Source organism: Microbacterium lacus, from assembly GCF_002812805.1.
Classification (GTDB): Bacteria; Actinomycetota; Actinomycetes; order Actinomycetales; family Microbacteriaceae; genus Microbacterium; species Microbacterium lacus_A.
This window is the reverse complement of record NZ_NMUM01000019.1, coordinates 78,685-99,380: the sequence shown is the minus strand read 5'-3', so window position 1 is coordinate 99,380 and position 20,696 is coordinate 78,685. Positions and strand designations below refer to the sequence as shown.

At 69.2% G+C, this 20,696-nt stretch carries 18 protein-coding genes; 6 read left to right on the top strand and 12 right to left on the bottom strand.

Going from position 1 to position 20,696, the window contains the following annotated elements:
- On the bottom strand, nt 1-663 hold the full coding sequence (locus CGU34_RS05820) for a class I SAM-dependent methyltransferase (RefSeq protein ID WP_081766464.1): 663 nt from the start codon (nt 661-663) through the stop codon (nt 1-3).
- 55 nt (nt 664-718) lie between these two features.
- Nucleotides 719-1,300, bottom strand: coding sequence for a DUF402 domain-containing protein (locus CGU34_RS05815; protein WP_232711558.1), 582 nt, complete (start codon nt 1,298-1,300; stop codon nt 719-721).
- Between the two features lie 22 nt (nt 1,301-1,322).
- On the opposite strand from CGU34_RS05815, the gene CGU34_RS05810 reads away from it, so the two are divergent.
- Complete coding sequence (locus CGU34_RS05810) at nt 1,323-2,630, top strand: isochorismate synthase (protein WP_232711557.1); 1,308 nt, start codon at nt 1,323-1,325, stop codon at nt 2,628-2,630.
- Here CGU34_RS05810 and menD read toward each other — a convergent pair whose 3' ends face one another.
- Both menD and CGU34_RS05800 read right to left on the bottom strand, forming a co-directional pair.
- Nucleotides 2,631-4,373 (bottom strand): 2-succinyl-5-enolpyruvyl-6-hydroxy-3-cyclohexene-1-carboxylic-acid synthase, encoded by a 1,743-nt coding sequence (gene menD / locus CGU34_RS05805; protein ID WP_100813570.1) that lies wholly within the window; start codon nt 4,371-4,373, stop codon nt 2,631-2,633.
- Between the two features lie 50 nt (nt 4,374-4,423).
- Nucleotides 4,424-4,816: a PLD nuclease N-terminal domain-containing protein gene (locus tag CGU34_RS05800; protein WP_036301559.1), complete on the bottom strand. Its 393-nt coding sequence runs from the start codon at nt 4,814-4,816 to the stop codon at nt 4,424-4,426.
- A gap of 91 nt (nt 4,817-4,907) precedes the next feature.
- Here CGU34_RS05800 and CGU34_RS05795 point away from each other — a divergent pair, with 91 nt between their 5' ends.
- Both CGU34_RS05795 and CGU34_RS05790 read left to right on the top strand, forming a co-directional pair.
- Nucleotides 4,908-6,377: an IS1182 family transposase gene (locus CGU34_RS05795; protein ID WP_036294992.1), complete on the top strand. Its 1,470-nt coding sequence runs from the start codon at nt 4,908-4,910 to the stop codon at nt 6,375-6,377.
- A gap of 274 nt (nt 6,378-6,651) precedes the next feature.
- Nucleotides 6,652-6,930, top strand: a complete 279-nt coding sequence (locus CGU34_RS05790) for a DUF4229 domain-containing protein (RefSeq protein ID WP_036301557.1) — start codon at nt 6,652-6,654, stop codon at nt 6,928-6,930.
- Here the strand turns inward: CGU34_RS05790 and CGU34_RS05785 are convergent.
- From CGU34_RS05785 to CGU34_RS05770, 4 genes are read right to left on the bottom strand one after another with little or no spacing between them, the layout of a single operon-like run.
- Nucleotides 6,904-7,869 (bottom strand): 1,4-dihydroxy-2-naphthoate polyprenyltransferase, encoded by a 966-nt coding sequence (locus tag CGU34_RS05785; protein ID WP_036301556.1) that lies wholly within the window; start codon nt 7,867-7,869, stop codon nt 6,904-6,906. The two genes, CGU34_RS05790 and CGU34_RS05785, sit on opposite strands and share 27 nt — an antisense overlap.
- Before the next feature lie 27 nt (nt 7,870-7,896).
- Nucleotides 7,897-8,535 (bottom strand): LysE family translocator, encoded by a 639-nt coding sequence (locus CGU34_RS05780; protein ID WP_100813569.1) that lies wholly within the window; start codon nt 8,533-8,535, stop codon nt 7,897-7,899.
- Between the two features lie 9 nt (nt 8,536-8,544).
- A complete protein-coding gene (locus tag CGU34_RS05775) occupies nt 8,545-9,606 on the bottom strand; it encodes an AMP-binding protein (RefSeq protein WP_100813568.1) in 1,062 nt (353 codons plus the stop codon).
- A gap of 7 nt (nt 9,607-9,613) precedes the next feature.
- Nucleotides 9,614-10,513 (bottom strand): 1,4-dihydroxy-2-naphthoyl-CoA synthase, encoded by a 900-nt coding sequence (locus CGU34_RS05770; protein WP_100813567.1) that lies wholly within the window; start codon nt 10,511-10,513, stop codon nt 9,614-9,616.
- A 38-nt stretch (nt 10,514-10,551) separates the two neighbouring features.
- On the opposite strand from CGU34_RS05770, the gene CGU34_RS05765 reads away from it, so the two are divergent.
- Nucleotides 10,552-11,553, top strand: a complete 1,002-nt coding sequence (locus CGU34_RS05765) for an o-succinylbenzoate synthase (RefSeq protein ID WP_100813566.1) — start codon at nt 10,552-10,554, stop codon at nt 11,551-11,553.
- On the opposite strand, the gene CGU34_RS05760 is transcribed toward CGU34_RS05765, so the two are convergent.
- Entirely contained in the window at nt 11,531-12,181 is a 651-nt protein-coding gene (locus CGU34_RS05760) for a TetR/AcrR family transcriptional regulator (protein ID WP_100813565.1), read from the bottom strand. The two genes, CGU34_RS05765 and CGU34_RS05760, sit on opposite strands and share 23 nt — an antisense overlap.
- Nucleotides 12,182-12,308: 127 nt before the next feature.
- On the opposite strand from CGU34_RS05760, the gene CGU34_RS05755 reads away from it, so the two are divergent.
- Nucleotides 12,309-15,095: an efflux RND transporter permease subunit gene (locus CGU34_RS05755; RefSeq protein ID WP_100813564.1), complete on the top strand. Its 2,787-nt coding sequence runs from the start codon at nt 12,309-12,311 to the stop codon at nt 15,093-15,095.
- Entirely contained in the window at nt 15,092-17,065 is a 1,974-nt protein-coding gene (locus CGU34_RS05750) for a YhgE/Pip domain-containing protein (protein ID WP_100813563.1), read from the top strand. The genes CGU34_RS05755 and CGU34_RS05750 overlap by 4 nt, the downstream gene beginning before the upstream one ends.
- Nucleotides 17,066-17,169: 104 nt before the next feature.
- Here the strand turns inward: CGU34_RS05750 and ccsB are convergent, their stop codons facing one another.
- From ccsB to CGU34_RS05735, 3 genes are read right to left on the bottom strand one after another with little or no spacing between them, the layout of a single operon-like run.
- Nucleotides 17,170-18,213, bottom strand: coding sequence for a c-type cytochrome biogenesis protein CcsB (ccsB, locus tag CGU34_RS05745; RefSeq protein ID WP_100813562.1), 1,044 nt, complete (start codon nt 18,211-18,213; stop codon nt 17,170-17,172).
- Nucleotides 18,214-18,217: 4 nt separating this feature from the next.
- Complete coding sequence (resB, locus tag CGU34_RS05740; RefSeq protein WP_100813561.1) at nt 18,218-19,957, bottom strand: cytochrome c biogenesis protein ResB; 1,740 nt, start codon at nt 19,955-19,957, stop codon at nt 18,218-18,220.
- Entirely contained in the window at nt 19,938-20,693 is a 756-nt protein-coding gene (locus tag CGU34_RS05735) for a cytochrome c biogenesis CcdA family protein (RefSeq protein ID WP_100813560.1), read from the bottom strand. Before CGU34_RS05735 ends, resB begins: the two co-directional genes overlap by 20 nt.
- Nucleotides 20,694-20,696 lie beyond the last annotated feature (3 nt).

Below are 20,696 nucleotides of genomic sequence, written 5' to 3'. Positions count from 1 at the left end.
CTACCGGCGGGTTTTCCGCCCGCGGTGCAGAGCGACAATCCCGAACGAGAGGTTTCGGTAGGCGACATCCTGCCAGCCCGCGGCGCGGATCCATGCGGCCAGGGTCTGCTGATCCGGCCAGTCGCGAATGGACTCGTTCAGGTAGTCGTAGGCATCGGCGTTAGAAGAGAGCGCCCGCGCGACGACAGGGAGCACACGGGAGTTGTAGAAGCCGTACAGTTCGGCGAAAGCGCGCGACGGCGGATGCGAGAACTCGCAGATCACGACGCGCCCCCCGGGCTTGGTCACCCGGTACAGCTCGGCGAGCGCCTTGCGTGGTTCGTTGACGTTGCGCAGGCCGAACGACATGGTCACGGCGTCGAATTCATCGTTGCCGAAGGGCAGATCGGTCGCGTCAGCCTCCACAAACGACAGGCCCGGCACGTCGCCGTGCCGGCGTCGACCCTCGGCGATCATGCCGGGAGAGAAGTCCGCGGCGACGACCTCCGCACCGCTCCGCGCGAGCGAAACGGACGAGGCGCCGGTACCCGCCGCGAGATCCAGGATCCGCTCGCCCGCGCGCGGAGCAACGGCGCGGCGCGTGGCGACACGCCACAGCCGATCGTTGCCGAGGCTGAGGGCGGTGTTGGTGCGGTCGTAGCGACCCGCGACCTGGTCGAACATGCCACTGACCCGAGCCGGATCCTTGCCGAGATCGGCACGGTTCGGCTCGTTACGGTCATCGTTCGGCGGTTGCGGGGTCACCCGTCGAGTCTACGAGGCGTGCCAGCCAGTGAGCCGCGGTCGCCGGGTCGTACGGGGGCTCGTGCGCGGTGACTGCCGCGAACAGATCGGCCGTGAGTGCCTCGAGCTTCTCGACCAGGTCGAGCGGGTATCCGTAGAGCACCCGGTGCTCCTGCCACTCGTCCTCATCGTCGATATAGACACCGCGCGCTTCCTGGTCGACGACATCGAGGTCCATGTCGATGCCGGTCGGCTCGCCGCCGGACCAGCGCGCGTCCCACGCGATGTCGATGTACACGCGGGTGGGATGCGGGCGCGCATTCATCGTCAAGACGTGATCGCCCGACGGCGGCAACAGCATCACGTTGTCCTCGACGACCACGACAGAACGACCCGGTCGGTCGCTCCGCCACCCCCCGCGCTGGCCGAACCAGTCGCCCCATTCGTCCGAGCCGAGGTAAACGCACTCGTGCACCCAGTGGGTCGAGCCATCCCACTTGCGCCAGCGGAACTCCACCTTCGTCCCTACAGGGGGAGGTTCGGATGCCTCGGCCGGCACATTCGGATCTGCGCTCACGCAGCGAGTCTAGGCTGGAGCAGTGACCGAGTCCGCCCCCGCCCGCGTGCTTCGGCTTGTCGTCACAACCCGAGAATTCGATCTCATCGAGGACCTTCTTTCGTACGCCGAGCCCGCGCATCCGCTCGCGTGGTTGCGCCGCGGCGAGGGAATGGTGGGTTTCGGCTCGGCTGCGATCATCGAGGTGGGCGGTCATCGCGCCAATCCGCCCGATGGTTCGCAGGCCGCTGCCCTCGCCGATACGTGGCGAGCGGTCGCGGCGGCAGCGAGCGTCTCTGACCAGGTCGGGCTACCCGGAACCGGCCTCATCGCGTTCGGCGCACTGAGCTTCGACCCCTCGTCGGCGACGGCTAGCGCCCTGATCGTGCCCCAGTTCGTCTTCGGACGCCGGGCGGGACGGTCGTGGATCACCACGATCCATCGCGCCGGCGCAGAGGCACCCATCACTCCCTCCGCGCGCGAGTGGGGCCCCGCCTGGTCGGCGACCGTCGGGCCCGGTGAACTCGATGCACCCGGCTACCAGGCGGCCGTCCGCAATGGCCTCGAGGCCATTGCGGCGGGTGAGGTCAGCAAGGTCGTGCTGGCACGTGATCTCATCGGCTCTGTTCCCGCGAGCGCGGATCTGCGGAGACTCGTGCGCGCACTCGCGACGGGGTATCCGGATGTCTGGACGTATGCCGTCGACGGCATCATCGGCGCGAGCCCCGAAACTCTCGTGACCGTGTCGGGCGGGACCATCACGGCCCGGGTGCTCGCCGGCACGGCGCCACGAGGTGCCGATGCGGATGGTGACACCGAGGCATCCGTCGCCCTCTCCGCGAGCGGCAAAGACCAGGACGAGCACCGCTTCGCCGTCGAGAGCGTGCTGCGGACCCTGCGGCCCCACACGAGCGCGCTCACCGCGAGCGAGCAACCGTTCGCGCTCAAGCTGCCGAACGTCTGGCACCTCGCGACCGATGTCGAGGGGATCGTCGCGGACGGTGTCTCAGCGCTGGATCTGGTCGGCGTCCTTCACCCGACTGCCGCGGTCGCGGGAACACCCACCGCCGCAGCACTCGAGGTCATTCGACGCATCGAGCCTTTCGATCGCGGTCGGTATGCGGGACCCGTCGGCTGGATCGACGCTTCCGGTGATGGAGAATGGGCGATCGCGTTGCGCAGCGCTCAGTTCGGTGGTGCTGCAACCAGCGACGGGCACTCGTGGCAGCTCAACGACACCCGACCCGTCACCGCTCATGCGGGCGCGGGCATCGTGCTCGGCAGCGATCCCGAGGCCGAGCTGCTCGAGACGCGGATGAAGTTCCGCCCGATCGTCGACGCGCTGGCGTGATCACCGCTCGAGCGGCACCTCGATCAGCTGGCGTCCGCCGATGGGCGAGGTGAGCAGCTGATCCAGCGCCGAACGCGTTGTCGGCCGGTGGTACTCCCAGCCGTAGGCGAGCGCCAGGTGTTCGAGGCGCACGGCCTGCGGGGTGAACAGCACGCGGTCCATGTCTTCGGGCGAGGCGACCTGCGCGACCTCGAGCCCGTCGAAGATCGTGCCGCCGCCGTCGTTCCCGACGACGACCTGCAGCCGCGGCTCGCGTTCGCTCGGGGGCAGCAGGAGCGCCCCGACGTCGTGCAACAGCGCCAGGTCACCCAGCAGCACGCGGGTGACGCCCGAGTGCCCGTCGGCCTGGCTGGCGAGGGCAATCCCCGTCGCCGTGGCGATCGTGCCGTCGATCCCCGCGACACCCCGGTTGGAGTGGACGGGCACCTTCTTGCCTCCGAGCACGCCGTCTGCCACACGCACCAGACGCGACGACCCGAACACCAGGCGATCGTGCGGCCACGTGGCACGCCAGAGCGCATCGACGAGAGTGGTGCGATCGAGCGGGGCGCGCACGGCCGCGAGTTCTGCGTCGACGGCCTTCCGCCGCGCGACGGGATCCGAAGCGGAGAGACCTGCGAGGTCGGGCGCGGGTGCGCCGAGGTCAACTTCCTGCGCCTGAGACGCCCGCATCCATACGCCGAGCCATTCCCGGTCGGTCTCGCCCGGGTCGACCCGCACGGACTCAACGGGCTCGGTGTGTCCGTTGAGGTTCAGGCGCTCACCGGGTCCGCGAACGGCGATCACGTCGAGCTCGGGGTCCGAGAGCAGCGCCGCCACCTCACGGCTCAGGGTCGGCCGCCCGAACACGATGGCTCGCTCGACGGCGCCGCCCAGGGTCTCATCGCGCAGGAGCGCGCGGTATCCGTGCACCAGATTGCGTCCGAAACGGGCGCCACTGACAATCTCGGCGACGAGGGGCCACCCGCCATCGTGTGCGACCTGTTCGGCCCCGACACCGGCGTCGGCACCGGCGATCACCAGCGTGCGCGGACCTCGAGCCAACGCGTACGGCATGGCCTGGTCGAGGTCGCTCGATTCGGCGAGGCCGATGCCGCCACCCCCCTGGTACAGCGCACCCGAAGCAGCCTCGACGGGGGGCGGCGCGTCTTCTGTCGGCTCGCGTTCGGTCGCAAACCATGCGGGCAGGGACCCGGCGAGCGGTTCGCGCACCGGCAGGTTGACGTGCGCGGGCCCCGCGGGAAGCGAGACGGAACCGGATGCGGCGGCGAAGGCATCCGCGGCAATCGCCCGGAAGGTCGCGGTCTGGGTCGAATCCCCCGCGTCGTCGATGTCTTCCGGCACCGGCGCGTCGAGCGCGAACCGGGTCGACGGACCGAACAGCCCGGGCTGGCGGGTGGTCTGATTGGCTCCGACTCCGCGGAGCTCTGGAGGGCGATCCGCCGTGAGCAGTATCAGGGGAACCCCGGCGTGATGCGCTTCGAGCGCGGCCGGCAGCAGGTTCGCGACGGCCGTGCCCGACGTGCAGATCACGGGAACGGGCAGGCGGGACTCGCGGGCCAGGCCCAGCGCTGTGAAGCCGGCAACCCGCTCATCGATGCGAACGTGCAGTGAGACGCGTCCAGCGCGCTCCAGGGCCGTCGCCGCGAGAGCCAGCGCCTGCGAGCGCGACCCGGGGCTCAACACGATGTCGCGCACGCCGAGGTGCACGAGTTCGTCGAGCAGCGCGGACGCCGCGTCCATGGCGGGGCTCGGCGAGGTTCGCGGCGTACCGCCGCCGGCAAGGGACACTGTCAGCCGATCGAGCCGCGACGCGGGCCGTCGGAGTCCGGGTCTGCGGGGCCAGGATCCTTCGGAGGGTCGTCCGCTTCCGCGTCGAGCATCGCGAGCTCTTCTTCGAGACGACGGATGCGCTCATCCTGGTCCGAGAACGTCCCGCCGCCGACGCGTCCGAGGAACTCGGGATCGTCGTCGGGTGCGAGCGCGAGCTTCAGCCGTGAGGGGCGCGATCGGCCCACCACGAACCACAGGGCGCCGCCGAGAACGGGGAGCAGAATGACGATCGCAATCCACGTGGTCTTGGAGACTCCCCGGTGACGGGTCGGTGGCTGCACGGCGACGTCAACGATGCTCACGACGTAGAACGCCAATGCCAGCACCGCCACGATCAGGAGCACGCGGGGCATAGGGTCCATCCTAGGTGCGTGGGTCAGATCCTTCCGTTAACGCGCCGGGGTGAATCCGGTGGATAGCGCGGGGTGCTGGGAGAATCGATTCATGACGGTGACTGCCAGCCTGGAGGGTCTGTTCGAGGTCGAGCCGGGTGAGGCGCGGGCGCCGGGATCGGCTGCACCGGCGGGTGCGGGCAAGACGTTCCGTGGGTATGACCAGGGGCAGTGTTTCCTGCTCCCGCCGAGTCTGGATGACTGGCTGGACGAGGATGATGAGGCCCGGTTCATCTCCGAGGTCGTCGAAGAGCTCTTGGATCTGACGCCGGTCTACGCGTCGTACGCGTCCGCCTCGGGTGCGCCTCCGTATGACCCGCGGATGATGTTGAAGCTGCTGCTGTTCGCGTACGCGACGGGCGTGACCTCGTCTCGTGAGTTGGAGCGGCGCTGCAAGCGCGATATCGCCTTCCGGTGGCTGTCGGGCAACCAGGCGCCCGACTACCGGTCGCTGGCCCGGTTTCGTCGGCGTCACCTGGATGCCCTGCCGGGGTTGTTCCTGCAGGTGCTGCGGGTCTGCGCGGAGGCGGGGCTGGTGCGGTTGGGGCGGGTCGCGCTGGATGGCACGAAGCTGGCTGCGAACGCGTCGCGGCATAAGGCGATGAGCTATGACCGGATCGTGCCGAAGATCGATCAGCTCCAAGCCGAGGTCGCTGCGCTGCTCGCCGAGGCGGAGGCGGTCGATGAGGCCGAGGATCAGCAGTTCGGCCAGGACCGGCGCGGGGACGAGGTCGCCCCGGAGCTGGCCCGCCGTGAGGGGCGCCTGGCAAAACTACGTGCCGCGAAGGACGCGATCGAGGCCGACGCCGCCGAGAAGGCGGCAGCCGTGGCGCGGAAGAAGGCCGACGCCGCCGGTCAGCCCCCTGAGCAGGCCGACGCGGCCGTCGCGACTGCGGTGGACACGGCGGCGCCGAAGCCGAAAGCGCAACGCAATTTCACCGATCCTGAGGCGCGGATGATGAAGACGGTCCGCGGCTTCGATTACGCGTTCAACGCGCAGGCCGTTGTCGATGAGGGCCACCAGATCGTGTTGAGCGCCGAGGTCACCCAGCAGGCCACCGATATCCAGCAGTTCGTCCCGATGGCCGAGCAGACCCTACGGAACCTCGACGCGGCAGGAATCGAGCGTTCCCCAGAGGTCGTCCTCGCTGACGCGGGCTACTGCTCGGAAGCCAACCTCGAAGCCGCCGACGATCTGGACGCACAGGTGTTGATCGCGACGGGACGGCAACGTCACGGCGAGAGCTTCCCTACCGCCGGCGCCCCGGACCCGGCCCCAGAGGACGCGAGCCGGCGGGAGCGGATGGCGCACGCGCTGCGCACCGAGCAGGGCCGCACCGACTACGCGCGCCGCAAAGCCATCGTTGAACCCGCGTTCGGGCAGATGAAGACCCGGCAAAACGCCGGACAGCTCCGGCTACGCGGACTCGCCGGCGCCCAAGGCGAATGGCTACTCCACACGATCTGCCACAACCTCCGCAAGCTCCGCGTCGCTACAGCCGCCGGGCTGGCGCCCGCATAGGCCTCCCCAGGGGTCCCTGGGCGTCACAGCACGCACCGACAGTCGCCACGAGCCCCTCGCCGTGCGATCCCGCACGCTCTCACACCGCAACGGCCCGCCCGTTCCCGTTCGCGACCGTCAGCGCGCGATGCCAGAGTCAACGCCGCGCGCCACGCCACCCGATTCTGACCCGCGCACCTAGGCGCGCGGGGTGGGTCGAGACCCGTCGTTGCGCAACTGTGAGGGTCTGCCCAGGCCAGCCTTCGGGCCGGAAGCGCCGACTTAGGATGAGAGGGTGAAGGTTCCGCCGGTTCTCGTCTACAGCGTGCTGCGTCTGCTCGCGTTCCTGGTTCCGCTCGGCCTCATGCTGCTGCTTCCGATCTTCCGGGAGAACTGGCTCATCGCCGTCGTCTTCGCGGCCCTGATCGGGCTCAGCCTGTCCCTGCTGTTCCTCCGTCAGCCGCGCGCCGCCGTCGCCCAGGGCCTCGCGAAGCGCCGGTCCGACTCACGGGCGCAGGTGCCCGACGAGGATGCGGAAGACGATCTGTCAGCCGACGAACGCCCACGCGAGTAGCGCGGCGTAGCCGAGCGACGTCACCGACGTCAGCGCCAGCGCCGTCACGAGTTCGCGCGGCGCCCGGAACGTCCAGACGATCAGGATGGCCGGGAGTCCCGCGAGCAATGCGAGCAGCGTGAGCCACGCGATCGGATAGACCAACGCCAAGAAAGCCGCGATTCCGAACGGCACGAGCACGAAGACCGTGAAGAGCACCTGGGTTGCCCGCTTGCCGATCAGAACCGTGAGCGTCCGTTTGCCCGCGCTCCGGTCCTGGTCGATGTCGCGCAGGTTGTTGGCGAGCAGCACGGCGCAGGCGAGCAGGCCGATCGCGACCGCCCCGAACCACGCCTCCTGCGGAACGTACAGCGCCTGCACCCAGGTCGTACCGATCGTGGCGACGAGCCCGAAGAAGACGAACACGAAGATCTCGCCGAGCCCGAAGTATCCGTAGGGGCGACGACCGCCCGTGTAGAACCACGCCGCGACGATGCAGGCCGCACCGACGGCGATCAGCCACCACTGTTCGGTGCGGATCACGATGGCGAGGCCCGCGACGGCGGCGAGGGCGAAGAAGACCAGCGCGACGGTGAGGACCGTGCGGGGCTTCGCACGACGGGCACCCGTGAGGCGTCCCGGACCCACCCGGTGGTTGTCGGTGCCGCGGATGCCGTCGCTGTAGTCGTTGGCGTAGTTGACGCCGATCTGCAGGCACACCGAGACGGCGAGGCACGCGAGCGCGATGACCCAGTGGAAGATGCCGGTCGCGAGAACGGCGGCTCCCGTGCCGACGACGACGGGCGCGATCGCCAGGGGCAGGGTTCGGGGACGCGCGGCACCGATCCAATCCCGCGCGGTTGCGGGCTTGACTGTCACGGCGTCGGGGCGACCGCTCCGACGCGGGTCGCCGCCGCCACGCTGCTTCTTACCGGTCCGCTTGCGAGTTGTACCTGCCACGAGGGTTCATCCTAGGCGGATCGCCTCTCAGTGCTTCGAGCCGGTCAGCGCGAGCACGCCACCCAGACCGATCATCATGCCGCCGCCCGCCGCCGAGAGACGCTCGACGCGGCGCGGGCTGCGGGCGAACCAATCCCGGGCAGACCCTGCGGCGAGCGCCCACACCGAATCGCTCGCCCACGCCAGGAACGCGAAGATGACACCGAGCTCGAGCATCTGCAGGGGAATGGTCCCCGCGCCGTAGTCGACGAACTGCGGCAGGACCGCGACGAAGAAGGCGATCGTCTTGGGGTTGGTCACGCCGACCACGAACCCCTCACCGACGAGGCGGCGGGTCGACGACGCCGCAGCTCCCGCGGCGACCGCGGCGGCTGCCTCTCTGCGGTGCCGGATGGCCTGGATGCCCAGCCAGATCAGGTAGGCGGCTCCGGCGAACTTCACGATCGTGAACAGCACGACCGACTGCGCGACGATCACACCCAGCCCGAGCGCGACCAGCACCACCAACACGAGCATGCCAAGCGTCGTGCCGACGACCGACAGGACGCCGCCTCGGCGGCCGAGTGCGAGAGACCGGCCGATGATGAACAGCACCGAGGGTCCGGGCATGACGATCAGCACGAGCGAGGCGATGAAGAACGCGACGAGCTGGGGCCAGGGAACCATGCCGCGATCCTATTCCCGCGCGAGATCCTGCCTCATGCCGGTCCGATCAGGTTTACCCGAAGGCAGCTGCGGGATCGCTCGTCGCGCGATCCGCGCGGGGCGAGCGGCGGGTCCGATCGCCTCGGCGACGGCCGCGCGGGCGGCTTCGAGCAGCGCGGCGTCGTCTGCACTTTCGATCGACTCGAGGACGATGACGGATGCCTCGCCCCACCGCTCGTCCGGCACGCCGATCACCACGGCATGCTCGAGCCCGGGCACCCCCCGCACGACCGCCTCGACGCGATCGAGCGAGACGTTCACTCCTCCGGAGACGATCACGTTGTCGCGGCGCCCGGTGACACGCACGACGCCGTCCTCGACCGAACCGGTGTCGCCCGTGCGGTAGCGGCGGGTGCCGTCGGGGTCGACCGGGAAGGTCGCGGTCGTCAGTGCGTCGTCGCCCAGGTATCCGTCGGCCAACGTCGGCCCCGCGATCACCAGCTCGCCGCCCATCACGCGCACATCGACACCGTCGAGCGGCACGCCGTCGTAGACGCACCCGCCGCTCGTCTCGGTCGAGCCATACGTGCGGACGACGCGAATTCCGAGGGCGTCGGCGCGCTCGCGCAGTGGCAGGGGAAGCGCCTGACCGCCGATCAGGATCGCTTCGAAAGACCGCAGGGCGTCCCGCACTCCCGGCTCCGTCTCGGCGGCGGACACGACCGTTGCGAGCTGGGCCGGCACGAGCGAGGTGTAGCGCGACGCCGACACGGGCATCTCGTGCGCGGCCGCGACGAACGCATCCGGGGTGAATCGTCCGTCGAGATACACAGGCCGCGTCCCCGCGAGGTGCGCGCGCACCAGAACCTGCAGCCCCGCGACATAGGCCACCGGCAGCGCGAGCAGCCACGCACCCTCGCCGATACGCGCGGCCGTGGCGGTTGCCGAGGCCCGCAGCGCCGCGGTGCTCACGACGACGGTCTTCGGCACGCCGGTCGAGCCGGACGTTGTGATCAGGATCGGTTCGACGCCGCTCAGCAGGGTCGGCAGCGTCGCGGCGAGGGCGCGCGGATCGCTCGACGTGTCGCTCATGCGGGCGCTAGAACTGCCAGGGGTAGGGCGCCCAGTCGGGCTCGCGGCGCTCGAGGAACGCGTCGCGGCCCTCGACGGCCTCATCCGTGCCGTAGGCGAGCCGCGTCGCCTCGCCGGCGAAGACCTGTTGCCCGACGAGTCCGTCGTCGACCGCGTTCATCGCGAACTTCAGCATGCGGATCGAGGTCGGCGACTTACCCAAGATCGTCCGCGCCATCGCGAGAGCCTCGCGCTCCAGCTCCGCGTGCGGCACCACCCTGTTGACCGTGCCCATCTCGCGACCGCGCTCGGCCGAGTACTCCTCGGCGAGGAAAAAGACCTCGCGCGCGACCTTCTGGCCGACCTGCTTGGCGAAGTAGGCGCTGCCGTAGCCCGCGTCGAACGATCCGACATCCGCATCCGTCTGCTTGAACTTTCCGTGCTCGGCGCTCGCGATCGTCAGGTCGCAGATCACGTGCAGGCTGTGCCCGCCCCCGGCCGCCCAGCCGGGCACCACCGCGATCACGACCTTCGGCATGAACCGAATGAGTCTCTGTACCTCGAGGATGTGCAGGCGCCCCGAACGGGCAGGGTCCGTGACGGATGTCTCGTCCTCGGAGTACTTGTACCCGTCCCGGCCACGGATGCGCTGGTCTCCTCCGGAGCAGAACGCCCATCCGCCGTCCTTCGGGCTCGGCCCATTGCCCGTGAGCAGCACGACGCCGATCTTCGGGTCCTGGCGCGCGACGTCGAGAGCTCGGTAGAGCTCATCCACCGTGCGCGGACGAAAAGCGTTCCTCACCTCGGGACGGTTGAAAGCGACGCGCGCGACGCGTCCGTCGATCGACACGTGCGCCGTAATGTCCGTGTAGGCGTCCGCGCCGGGCGCGAGGCGCCACTCCGCGGGATCGAAGATCTCCGAGACCATGGCCCCAGCCTAGGCACCGGCAGGAGCAAGATGGGGACATGACGGATGCATCACCCCTTCCCTCGTTCGCCGACCTCCGCGAACGCGCGGTCGTCGTGGCCCTCCCCCTGCGCGTCCGCTCCCGCGGCCTGGACGCGCGCGAGGCGCTGCTGATCGAGGGGCCCGCGGGGTGGACGGAGTTCTCACCCTTCATCGAATATGGCGACGACGAGGCGGCGACCTGGCTCGAGGCAGCGCTCGACTACGGCTGGCACGAGCTGCCCGAGCCGCGGCGGACCGACATCATGGTCAACGCGACGATCCCGGCCGTGCCCGCAGCATCCGTCCCCGAGGTCCTCGCGCGCTTCCCCGGGTGCCGGACCGCCAAGATCAAGGTCGCCGAACCCGGTCAACGCCTCGCCGACGATGTCGAACGCGTGCGTGCCGTTCGACACGAGCTCGGTGCCGAGGGGCGCATCCGCGTCGATGCGAACGGCGGGTGGAACGTCGACGAGGCCGAGCATGCGGTGCACGCCCTCGCCGAGTTCGACCTCGAGTACATCGAGCAGCCGTGCACGACCATCGACGAGCTCGTGCAGCTGCGCGAACGCATCCGCTACCTCGACATCCCGATCGCGGCCGACGAGAGTGTGCGGAAGGCCGAGGACCCGATCGCGGTCGCGCGAGCCGGGGCCGCCGATCTTCTCGTGATCAAGGCCCAACCCCTCGGCGGGATTCGCCGGGCCATGGACATTGTCGAACGGGCGGGTCTTCCCGTCGTCGTCTCCAGCGCCCTCGACACGGCGATCGGCCTCTCGATGGGCGTCGCGCTCGCGGCCGCGCTCCCCGACCTCGACTACGACTGCGGGCTGGGCACGTCCGCACTTTTCGAGACGGATGTCGCTGTGCTGGAGCAGAACGCGGGCTCAATCGGCGTCGGCCGCATTCGCCCCGATGCCGATGCCATCGAGCGGTTGGCCGCTGCACCCGAGCGCCGCGACTGGTGGCTCGCCCGCCTCGAGCGCTGTCTCGCTGTGCTCAGGGAGCGGGAGGGTCGATGATCAGCTGCGCGAGCCGGCCGATCTCGACGCTCGTGCGACGGCAGAGCTGCTCGTAGTCGAGACCGGCCATCACGGCACGTACCGACGCGCCTTCCCACGCCATCAGCATCAGCCGGGCCGCCTCGTCGGCGGGTACGCGTAACGCAAGGCGGCGCGTACGGACGATGTCGGCGATGATCTGAGCGACGCTCGTCACCATTTCGGCCTCTTGCGCGAGGTATGCATCGGCGAGCGAACGATTGCGGAGCGCGTGGATGCGTATCTCGCTCATGAGCAGCACGCCCAGCCGATCGTCGTTCGAGACGTCGAGCACCTCCTGAACGATCGAGAACGCGTCGGCGCTCGGAGCGGTGTCAGCGTGCTCGAGCTCCCCGACCCGCGCCCGCACAGCGGCGACCCTCTCTCGCGCAACGCGACCGGCGAGCTCGAGGAAGAGTTCTTCTTTGCTGTCGAAGTTGGAGTAGAAGGCGCCTCGCGTGTAGCCGGCGCGCTCGCACACGGCCTCGACGGTGGCCGCATCCAGCCCGACTTCCGCGAACACTTGAGCCGCTGCGTCCAGGAGTCGCTGACGGGTCGCCTCACGGCGACGGGTCGTCGCGACGGTTCTGTCAACCGTGGTGTCACCCATGCGCGCTCCCTCCAAGAAATCCTCACATCGACTACACAGCCTTGCCCTGCGCGGACGTTTTACGATACACCTATGTATCGGATACACCGGCGTATCGATATGACCACTCGAGCGCCCTGGAGGCCGTGTGTCCACTCTGCTCTACTCACTGGGACGTTGGGCGTACCGTCACGGCTGGCGGGTGCTGATCGCGTGGCTGTTACTCCTCGGCCTCGGCGGCGCGGGCGCCGTGCTGCTCGGCCAGGGAACCGATAACTCATTTTCGATTCCCGGCACCGAGGCACAAGAGGGCCTCGAGCAGCTGAGCCGCACATTCCCCCAGGCGAGCGGCACCAGCGCCCAATTCATCGTCGTCGCGGCGGAGGGCGATCGCGCCGATGAGGCCCCCTATCTCGATGACATCCAGGCATCCATCGCCGAACTCGAAGACATCGACGGCGTGTTGGCGGTCACGGATCCGTTCGATGAGACGGTTTCCGGTCTCGTCACCGAGGATGCGTCCGCCGCGATCGTCCGGCTGCAGTTCGACGGGCAGGCGACGGATGTCTCGGCCGAGACCCGCGCCGCACTCACCGACGTCGTGACCGAGCTGCGCGACGAACTACCCGCGGGGTCCGAAGCCGAGCTCGGCGGCGACCTGTTCTCGACATCGGTGCCGGGGGTGACGATCACGGAGGCCGTCGGCATCCTGATCGCCCTGCTCGTGCTCATCGTGACCTTCCGATCGTTCCTGGTCGCGGGGCTCCCCCTCGTCACCGCACTCATCGGCGTCGGTCTGTCGATGGCGCTCATCCTTTTCGCCACGGTGTTCACGACCATTTCGTCGACGACGCCTCTGCTCGCACTGATGCTCGGGCTCGCGGTGGGCATCGATTACGCGCTCTTCATCGTCGCTCGACATCAAGACCAGGTGCGGTCGGGCATCGATCCGGAGGAGTCGGTCGCGCGCGCGACGGGAACCGCGGGTTCGGCGGTCGTCTTCGCCGGAATCACCGTGCTCATCGCCTTGATCGGACTCTCGTTCGCGAACATCCCCTTCCTCACGACGATGGGTATCGCTGCCGCCGTCGCCGTGGCCATCGCCGTGCTGGTCGCGCTCACCCTGACCCCCGCCCTCTTGGGATTCGTCAAGGGGCGCGTACGTGGACGGATGCCGCGGCCGAGGACGCCGCGCGCCCGCCGGTCGGGTCCGACGCGCCCTCGCCTCGGCTTCGCGCAGCGGTGGGTCGGCGGCGTGACGAAGCACCCGGTCATCACGACCGTGGCGCTGATCGTCGGCCTCGGCATCACCGCGATCCCGGCGACACAGCTCGCCCTGGCCCTGCCGAACGCGGGGATGCTGCCCGAGTCGTCCGAGGCGCGCAAGAGCTACGACCTCATCGCCGAGGAGTTCGGTCCCGGGTTCAACGGACCGCTCATCATGACGGGCACGATCGTCACCTCGACCGACCCCGTCGCCCTGATGGACGACCTCGCCGCCGAGATCGAGAAAACCCCGGGGGTCGACACGATCGCTCTCGCGACACCCAACGAAACCGCCGATACGGGCATCATCCAGATCATCCCGACGACCGCGCCGGATGACCCGGCCACCGCGCAACTCGTCCGCGATCTGCGCGCGCTGCACGATCAGTTGCTCGACGAGTACGGTGTCGACCTGAAGGTCACCGGGTTCACCGCCATCGCGATCGACATCTCCGATCGCCTGGGCGCCGCGCTGCTCCCCTTCGCCATTTTCGTCGTCGGGCTCTCGTTCATCCTGCTGATGATCGTGTTCCGCTCGATCGCCGTGCCGCTCACCGCAGCACTCGGCTACCTGCTCTCGGTGGCCGCCGCCTTCGGCATCGTCGCGGCTGTCTTCGAGTGGGGGTGGTTCGCCGATCTGCTGCACGTCACCCGCACGGGCCCCGTGATCAGCTTCATGCCAATCGTGTTGATGGGTGTGCTGTTCGGGCTCGCCATGGATTACCAGGTGTTCCTCGTGACCCGCATGCGCGAGGACTTCGTGCATGCGTCCCGCGAGCGGCGTGGCCGCGCAGACCGGCTTACCGCAATCGGCGCCGTGCGCTCGGGATTCACCGCGTCGGCGCGCGTCGTCACAGCGGCCGGTTTGATCATGTTCGCGGTCTTCGCGGCCTTCGTGCCCGAGGGCGATACCTCGATCAAACCGATCGCGTTGGGTCTAGCCGCGGGAATCGCGATCGACGCCTTCCTCGTTCGCATGACGCTGATCCCCGCGGTCATGGCGCTCCTCGCCGACAAAGCCTGGTGGATTCCCCGCTGGGTCGACCGGATCCTGCCGCACATCGATATCGAGGGCGACGCCGTCCGCCGCGAGATCGAGTACGCGGACTGGCCCGAGCCGGATACCACGGCCGTGGCCGTGGCCGAGGACCTCTCACTGGTCGAGGATGATCGCGTTCTGTTCGCCGGTGTCGACCTTCGCCTCGAGTCGGGGCAGACCCTCGTGGTGACGTCGTCCGAACCGATCGCCGCACGGAGCCTGCTCCTGACACTCGCCGGCCGCATCGCACCCAGCGACGGCGCGCTGAAGGTCTGCGGGCACCTGCTGCCCGGCCGGAGCGCCTGGGTGCGCTCGCACGTCGGCGTCGCGTTGCTCACGGACACGGATGACCCGATGGGCGAGCTGCGAAGCGCGCTGGCCGGTTCGCCGCGCCTCGTCGTGATCGACGGACTCGACGCCGTCATCGGCGACGCCGAACGAGACCAGGCATCCGCGCTGCTGCGCGACGCTGCCGACCGGTCGCCCGACGGAAGGCTCACCGTGATCGCCTCGGCCCGGCGTGAGCCCGCGGCCCTCGCCCTGCTCGCGGAGGCACGACGGCCGGACGTGACGGGATTGACTTTGACGAAGAACGTAGCTCGCACGAGCTCGAATGAGGTGAACGTATGACTCTTCCGATCGAGCGCGCGCGCTCGCGCCGCCCCGTGACCTGGCTGACCGTGCTGGGGGTGCTCCTGCTGCCCGCCGTGCTCGGCGGAATCCTCGTGACCGCCCTCTACAACCCGACCGAACGCCTTGACGAGATCACCGCGGCAATCGTGAACGACGACGAGCCCGTCACGGTCAATGACCAGTACACGCCGCTGGGTCGTCAGCTCTCGGCCGGACTCGTCGAGGGATCGGACGACCTCGACTCGAACCTGACCTGGGTGCTCTCGAACGATGAGGACGCGGCCGAAGGTCTCGCCGACGGCACGTACGACGCCATCGTGACGATCCCGTCGGGCTTCTCGGCCGCCGCGACCTCATCGGGTCAGGCTCTGGCCGACTCTGCCGCGACGACGCCCGAGAAGGCCGTCATCGAGGTGGCGACGTCATCCGAATCCCTGCTCGTCGACGACGCGATCACCTCGCAGGTCACACAGACGGCCGCGACCGTCATGGGCGAGCAGATCTCGACCCTCACCCTCGAGAACGTCTTCCTGAGCTTCACAACGCTGTCTGACCAGATCGGTCAGGCGGCAGACGGGGCAGGGCAACTCGCCGACGGCGCCGCGCAGGCGGCCGAGGGCGGTGCGGCGCTCCCCAGCGGCGCGACACAACTCGCCACGGGCGCGAGCTCGGCCGCCTCCGGGGCAGGAGAGCTTGCCGGTGGTCTCGACACGATCGCCGGCGGCATGCGCAGCTCGGCGGGCGGGGCAGCGAGCCTCGGCTCGGGTATCACGCAGATCGCGGACCAGCTCTCGGGCACGCAGCTCTCCCAGGCCGCGAACGGGGCGTCCCAGCTCGCCGCCGCTGTCGACGCGCAGAGCGGCGGCACGACGGCTGCCCTGACGCAGCTCGTCGCGGACTGCGACGCATCCGGCGCCTCGGGCGCGTTCTGCACCTCGTTGCAGTCAGCGCTCGTGAGTTCGAGCACGACCGATGCGTACGCCGATCAGCTCGTACCCGCAGCCGCCGGCACCGCAGCCGGGGTCGGTCAGATCACCGGCCCGACCTCTCCCGTTGTCGACGGTCTGCGCCAGTCCGCCTCCGGGGCGACCTCGCTCTCGTCCGGGCTCACGCAGCTCGCCGACGGCACGACCGCGAGCGCGAACGGCGCCCGCGGACTGCAGAACGGCACCGCGCAGCTCGCGACGGGGGCCGAACAGCTCGGCGCCGGCGCGCAGACGCTCGTCGACGGCGTCGGGTCTCTCGCAGACGGCGCGACCTCGCTCGCCGACGGCCTCGACGAGGCCACCGCGGCCCTGCCGACCTACACCGACGACGAAGCGACGAGCCTCGCAACCGTGCTGAGCAACCCCGTCGGCACCGAAGGCATCGGCACATCCCTCTTCGGCGCATCCGCCATCCCGTTGCTCTCGATGGCCGTGCTCTGGTTCGGGGGCCTGGCGACATTCGTCGCACTGCGCGCCGCGACCGGCCGTGCCCTCGCCGCACGCGAATCCACGGTGCGCCTGACGCTGCGGGCCTTCCTGCCCGCCGCTCTTCTCGGGGCGGCCCAGGGCCTACTGGTCGCGATCGTCGCGCAGTTCGCGGCCTCGTACGACTGGGGCCAGTGGTGGACGTTCGCCGCCGTGTGCATGATCGCCGGGGTCGCCTTCGCGGCCGTCAACCAGGCGCTCGTCGCGGTACTCGGGGGTGCTGGCCGCTGGGTCGCGGCGCTCGTCGGGGTGCTGGCGCTCGCGACCGGAATCGTGTCGACCGTACCGGGGCCCCTCGCCTCGATCGCCGGCCTCTTGCCCACAGCTCCGGCGTATCACGCGATGGTCGGTGCCCTCACGGGCGCCGGCGGGGTCACCGCCGGTGGCGTCGGCCTGATCGCGTGGGGCGCACTGTCGCTGATCGCGAGCATGGTCGTTGTCGCGCAGCGCCGCTCGACCTCGGCGCGGGCTCTGCTCGCGGCGCAGCCCGCCTGAGCTCCAGGCCCGCCCCGGCATCGCCGGCACGCGGATGTCCCACCTTTTCACCCCAAGACTGAGCGTCAGGTGAAAAGGTGGGACATCCGGCGCGGAGAAGAGACTTACGACAGGCCGCTGTACGCGTGCAGACCCTTGAAGAACATGTTCACGATCGTGAAGTTGAACATGACCGCCGCGAAGCCGATGATCGCGAGCCACGCCGAACGCGTGCCGCGCCAACCGCGGGTCGCGCGGGCGTGGATGTATCCGGCGTACAGCACCCAGATCACGAAGGTCCAGACTTCCTTCGTGTCGAAGCCCCAGTAGCGACCCCAGGCATCCTGCGCCCAGATCGAGCCGGCGATCAGGGTGAACGTCCAGAAGATGAAGCCGACGATCGCGAAGCGGTAGGCCAGGCTCTCGAGCGTGTCGGCGGTCGGAAGCGTCCGCAGGAAACGTGGTGAGGGCTTCGCTTCGGATGACTCGGATGCCTCGACCGCACGCCGCTCGCGACGTGCCTGCATGAGCTGCACGACCGACAGGGCGAAGGCGAGCGCGAAGAATGCCGTGCCGAGCGAGGCGACGAAGACGTGGATGACGAGCCACACGCTCTTCAGCGGGTCCATCAGCGGAACGACCTCGGTGTAGAGCCCACCGAGGAGCACTCCGGCGAGAAGGATCACGATGAGGCCGGTGATGAACGTGCCGAGGAAGCGGAGGTCGTAGCGGAACAGGACGACGAGGTACACGGCGACGATCAGCAGGGTGCCGGTCATCGAGAACTCGTACATGTTCGACCAGGGGACGCGTTCCGCCGCGATTCCGCGCGTGATCGTGGCACCGAGGTGGAACAGGAACGCCAGAACGGTCAACGCCGTGCCGACGCGGGCCCACATCTGCCGCGGGCGACGGGGAGTCGCGGCCGGCTGAGCGGTGTCGACCGAGCCGGTTCCGCGGGCCGGCGCGCCCGATCCGAGACGCGTGCCCACCCCGACCAGCTCGCGCTGCGTCGCGTACTCGGGAACCCCCTTGGCGTCGACCGCCATCGCCGAGCGGCGTGCGAGGTCAAGGGCGTAGGCGATGAACGCGAGGGCGTAGATCGCGATGGCCGTCCAGATCAGGAGCACCGATACGGCGTCCAGCGAGAGGGTTTCTTCGGCGGGCATGGCCTCAGTTTACGTCGGGGGTGGGGGCATCGCGGCGGTCGCCACTGCCGGTATCGCCGGGCTCGAGGGCGTCGACAACGGGGTGATCGAACGCCGCGAGGTGCCGATCCGCGACCTGCGTCACGGCGGCGCGCAGGGCCGGATCTTCACCACGGGCGAGGCCGGCGTATTCGAGATCGATGAGCGGGCCATCCTCGCTCTCGCGGACGGCGGCCTTGACCCACACACGTCGACGCGGCACGAACAGGGCCGTGAGCAGACCGAGCAGTGCCAGCACGGCGAAGACCAGAACCCACACGGCGGACGGATCGCGGTGCACCTGCAACGACGCGAAGCGCTTGACCGGAGCCTCCGATGCGATCGTCGCGGACTCGTCCTCGAACGTGACGGTGCCGAGGCCGTTCGGCAGATCCGCCGTCTCTCCGGGGCGCAGCTCGATGGAGTCGACGCCCGTCGATCCGCCCGTGAGCTGGGTCATCTCGCCGACATCGAGTGTGTAGACCGAGCGGGGGGTGCCATCGTTGATCCCGAGGTCGCCCTGAAAGACGTTCAATGTGAGAACCGGGTTGATCAGATCGGGGAAGGTCGACGTGTAGGCCCCCGACGTGAGCACATCCTGGGTGGGATAGAAGAATCCGATCATGCCGAGCTGTTCCGCGAAGCCATCCGCGACCTTCACCACGCCGAGCGAAGTCATGTTGGTGTCCTGCGGAAGGAAGGGCTGCGATTCGCGATACCGCACGACGCCCTCGGCATCACGAACGACGATCGTCGGTGCGTAGCCGTTGCCCAGCAGATACAGCTTGTCGCCCGCGAGGTCGACCGGGTGGTTGACGCGGATCGCGTCCTCGGTGGTCTGACCATCGGGCTCGCGCGTCGTGATGACGGCGGCGAAGTCCCCGGCCTGGCCCACCGCGTTCGTGCCGAAGCCCTGGTACGAGACCTGGAATTCGTCGAGGGTGACAGCGTAGGGCGCGAGAGTCGTGCCGTCGACGAACCGACCCGGGTTGAAGGACGAGTAGTCGGTGAGCGTGTTCACGAAGGTCGTGCCCTCGACCACCACGCGCTGGGCCGTGTAGGCGAAGCCGCCACCGAAACCGACCGCGATCAGCACCCCGACGAGAGCGATGTGGAAGACGAGGTTCCCGGTCTCGCGCAGATACCCACGCTCCGCCGAAACCGACCAGCTGCCGCGGGAATCGTCCCGTTCGACGCGGTAGCCGGCGCGGCGCAGTTGCTTCGCGGCGAGATCGACGGCGTCGGATGCCTGGGCCGAGGCATCCGTCCCCTCCGAGGCCTCGACACTGTGCTTTTCGTAGTCCGCGAGGCGCGAGAGGCGCACGGGCGTGCGCGGAGGCCTCGACATGAGCGCCTTCGCGTGGTGCTTGGCGCGCGGGATGACGCAGCCGATCAACGAGAGGAAGAGCAGGAGGTAGATCGCGGAGAACCAGGGCGACGTGTAGACGTCGAAGAGGCTCAGCCCATCGAGGATCGGCGCGAGGTCGGGCTGGTCGGTGTAGTACTGCGTGACGCCGTTCGGGTCGGCGCTGCGCTGGGGAACGAGGGATCCGGGGATGGCTGCGATCGCGAGAAGAAGCAGCAGCACGAGGGCCGTCCGCATGCTCGTGACCTGGCGCCAGGCCCACCGCAGCCATTCGACCGGCCCGAGGCGCGGCGCCGAGACATCCGCCGCACCATCCGCGTGATCGCTCGGGCGGAGCGGATCAGAGAGGGAGTTCGACACCGCTTATCACCGCCCCGAGACGCGACATGATCTGGCCCCAGAAGCCGGTCACCATGAGCAGACCGAGCGCGACGAGCATGAGGCCCCCGATGATGTTGACGACACGGATGTGGCGGCGCAGGAAGTCGACCGATCGCGTCGCCCAGCCGAGTCCGAGGGCGATCAGGATGAACGGGATGCCGAGCCCGAGCGAGTACGCCAAGCCCAACCAGGCCGCGCGCCAGGGATCACCGAGATTCCACGAGACCGAGACGATCGCGGTGAGCGTCGGGCCGATGCACGGGGTCCAGCCGATGCCCATCGCGAGCCCGAGCAGCGGGGCGCCGATGAGCCCGACATTGCCGCGGAGCTGCGGGCGGAGCGTGCGCTGAGCGACGCCGAACATGCCGATGAAGACCAGCCCGAGCAGGATGATGACGACACCCATGATGCGGGTGATGAGATCGCCGTACTGGATGAAGAAGCGCCCGGCCGCACCGCCGAGGATCGTCACGGTCATGAAGACGACCGTGAAACCGGCGATGAAGAGCAGGACGCCGCCGAGCAGACGGCCACGACCCGCTTTTGCGGCGCTCGAACCCGCGGCGCGCGGCGCGACGGAGCCGCCGATGAAGCCGAGGTAGCCCGGCACGAGCGGGAGCACGCACGGCGAGAGGAACGAGATCAGGCCAGCGAGCAGGGCGACGGGGATCGCGAGCCACAGAGCGCCATCGACGATCGTGGCCCCGGGATTCACAGG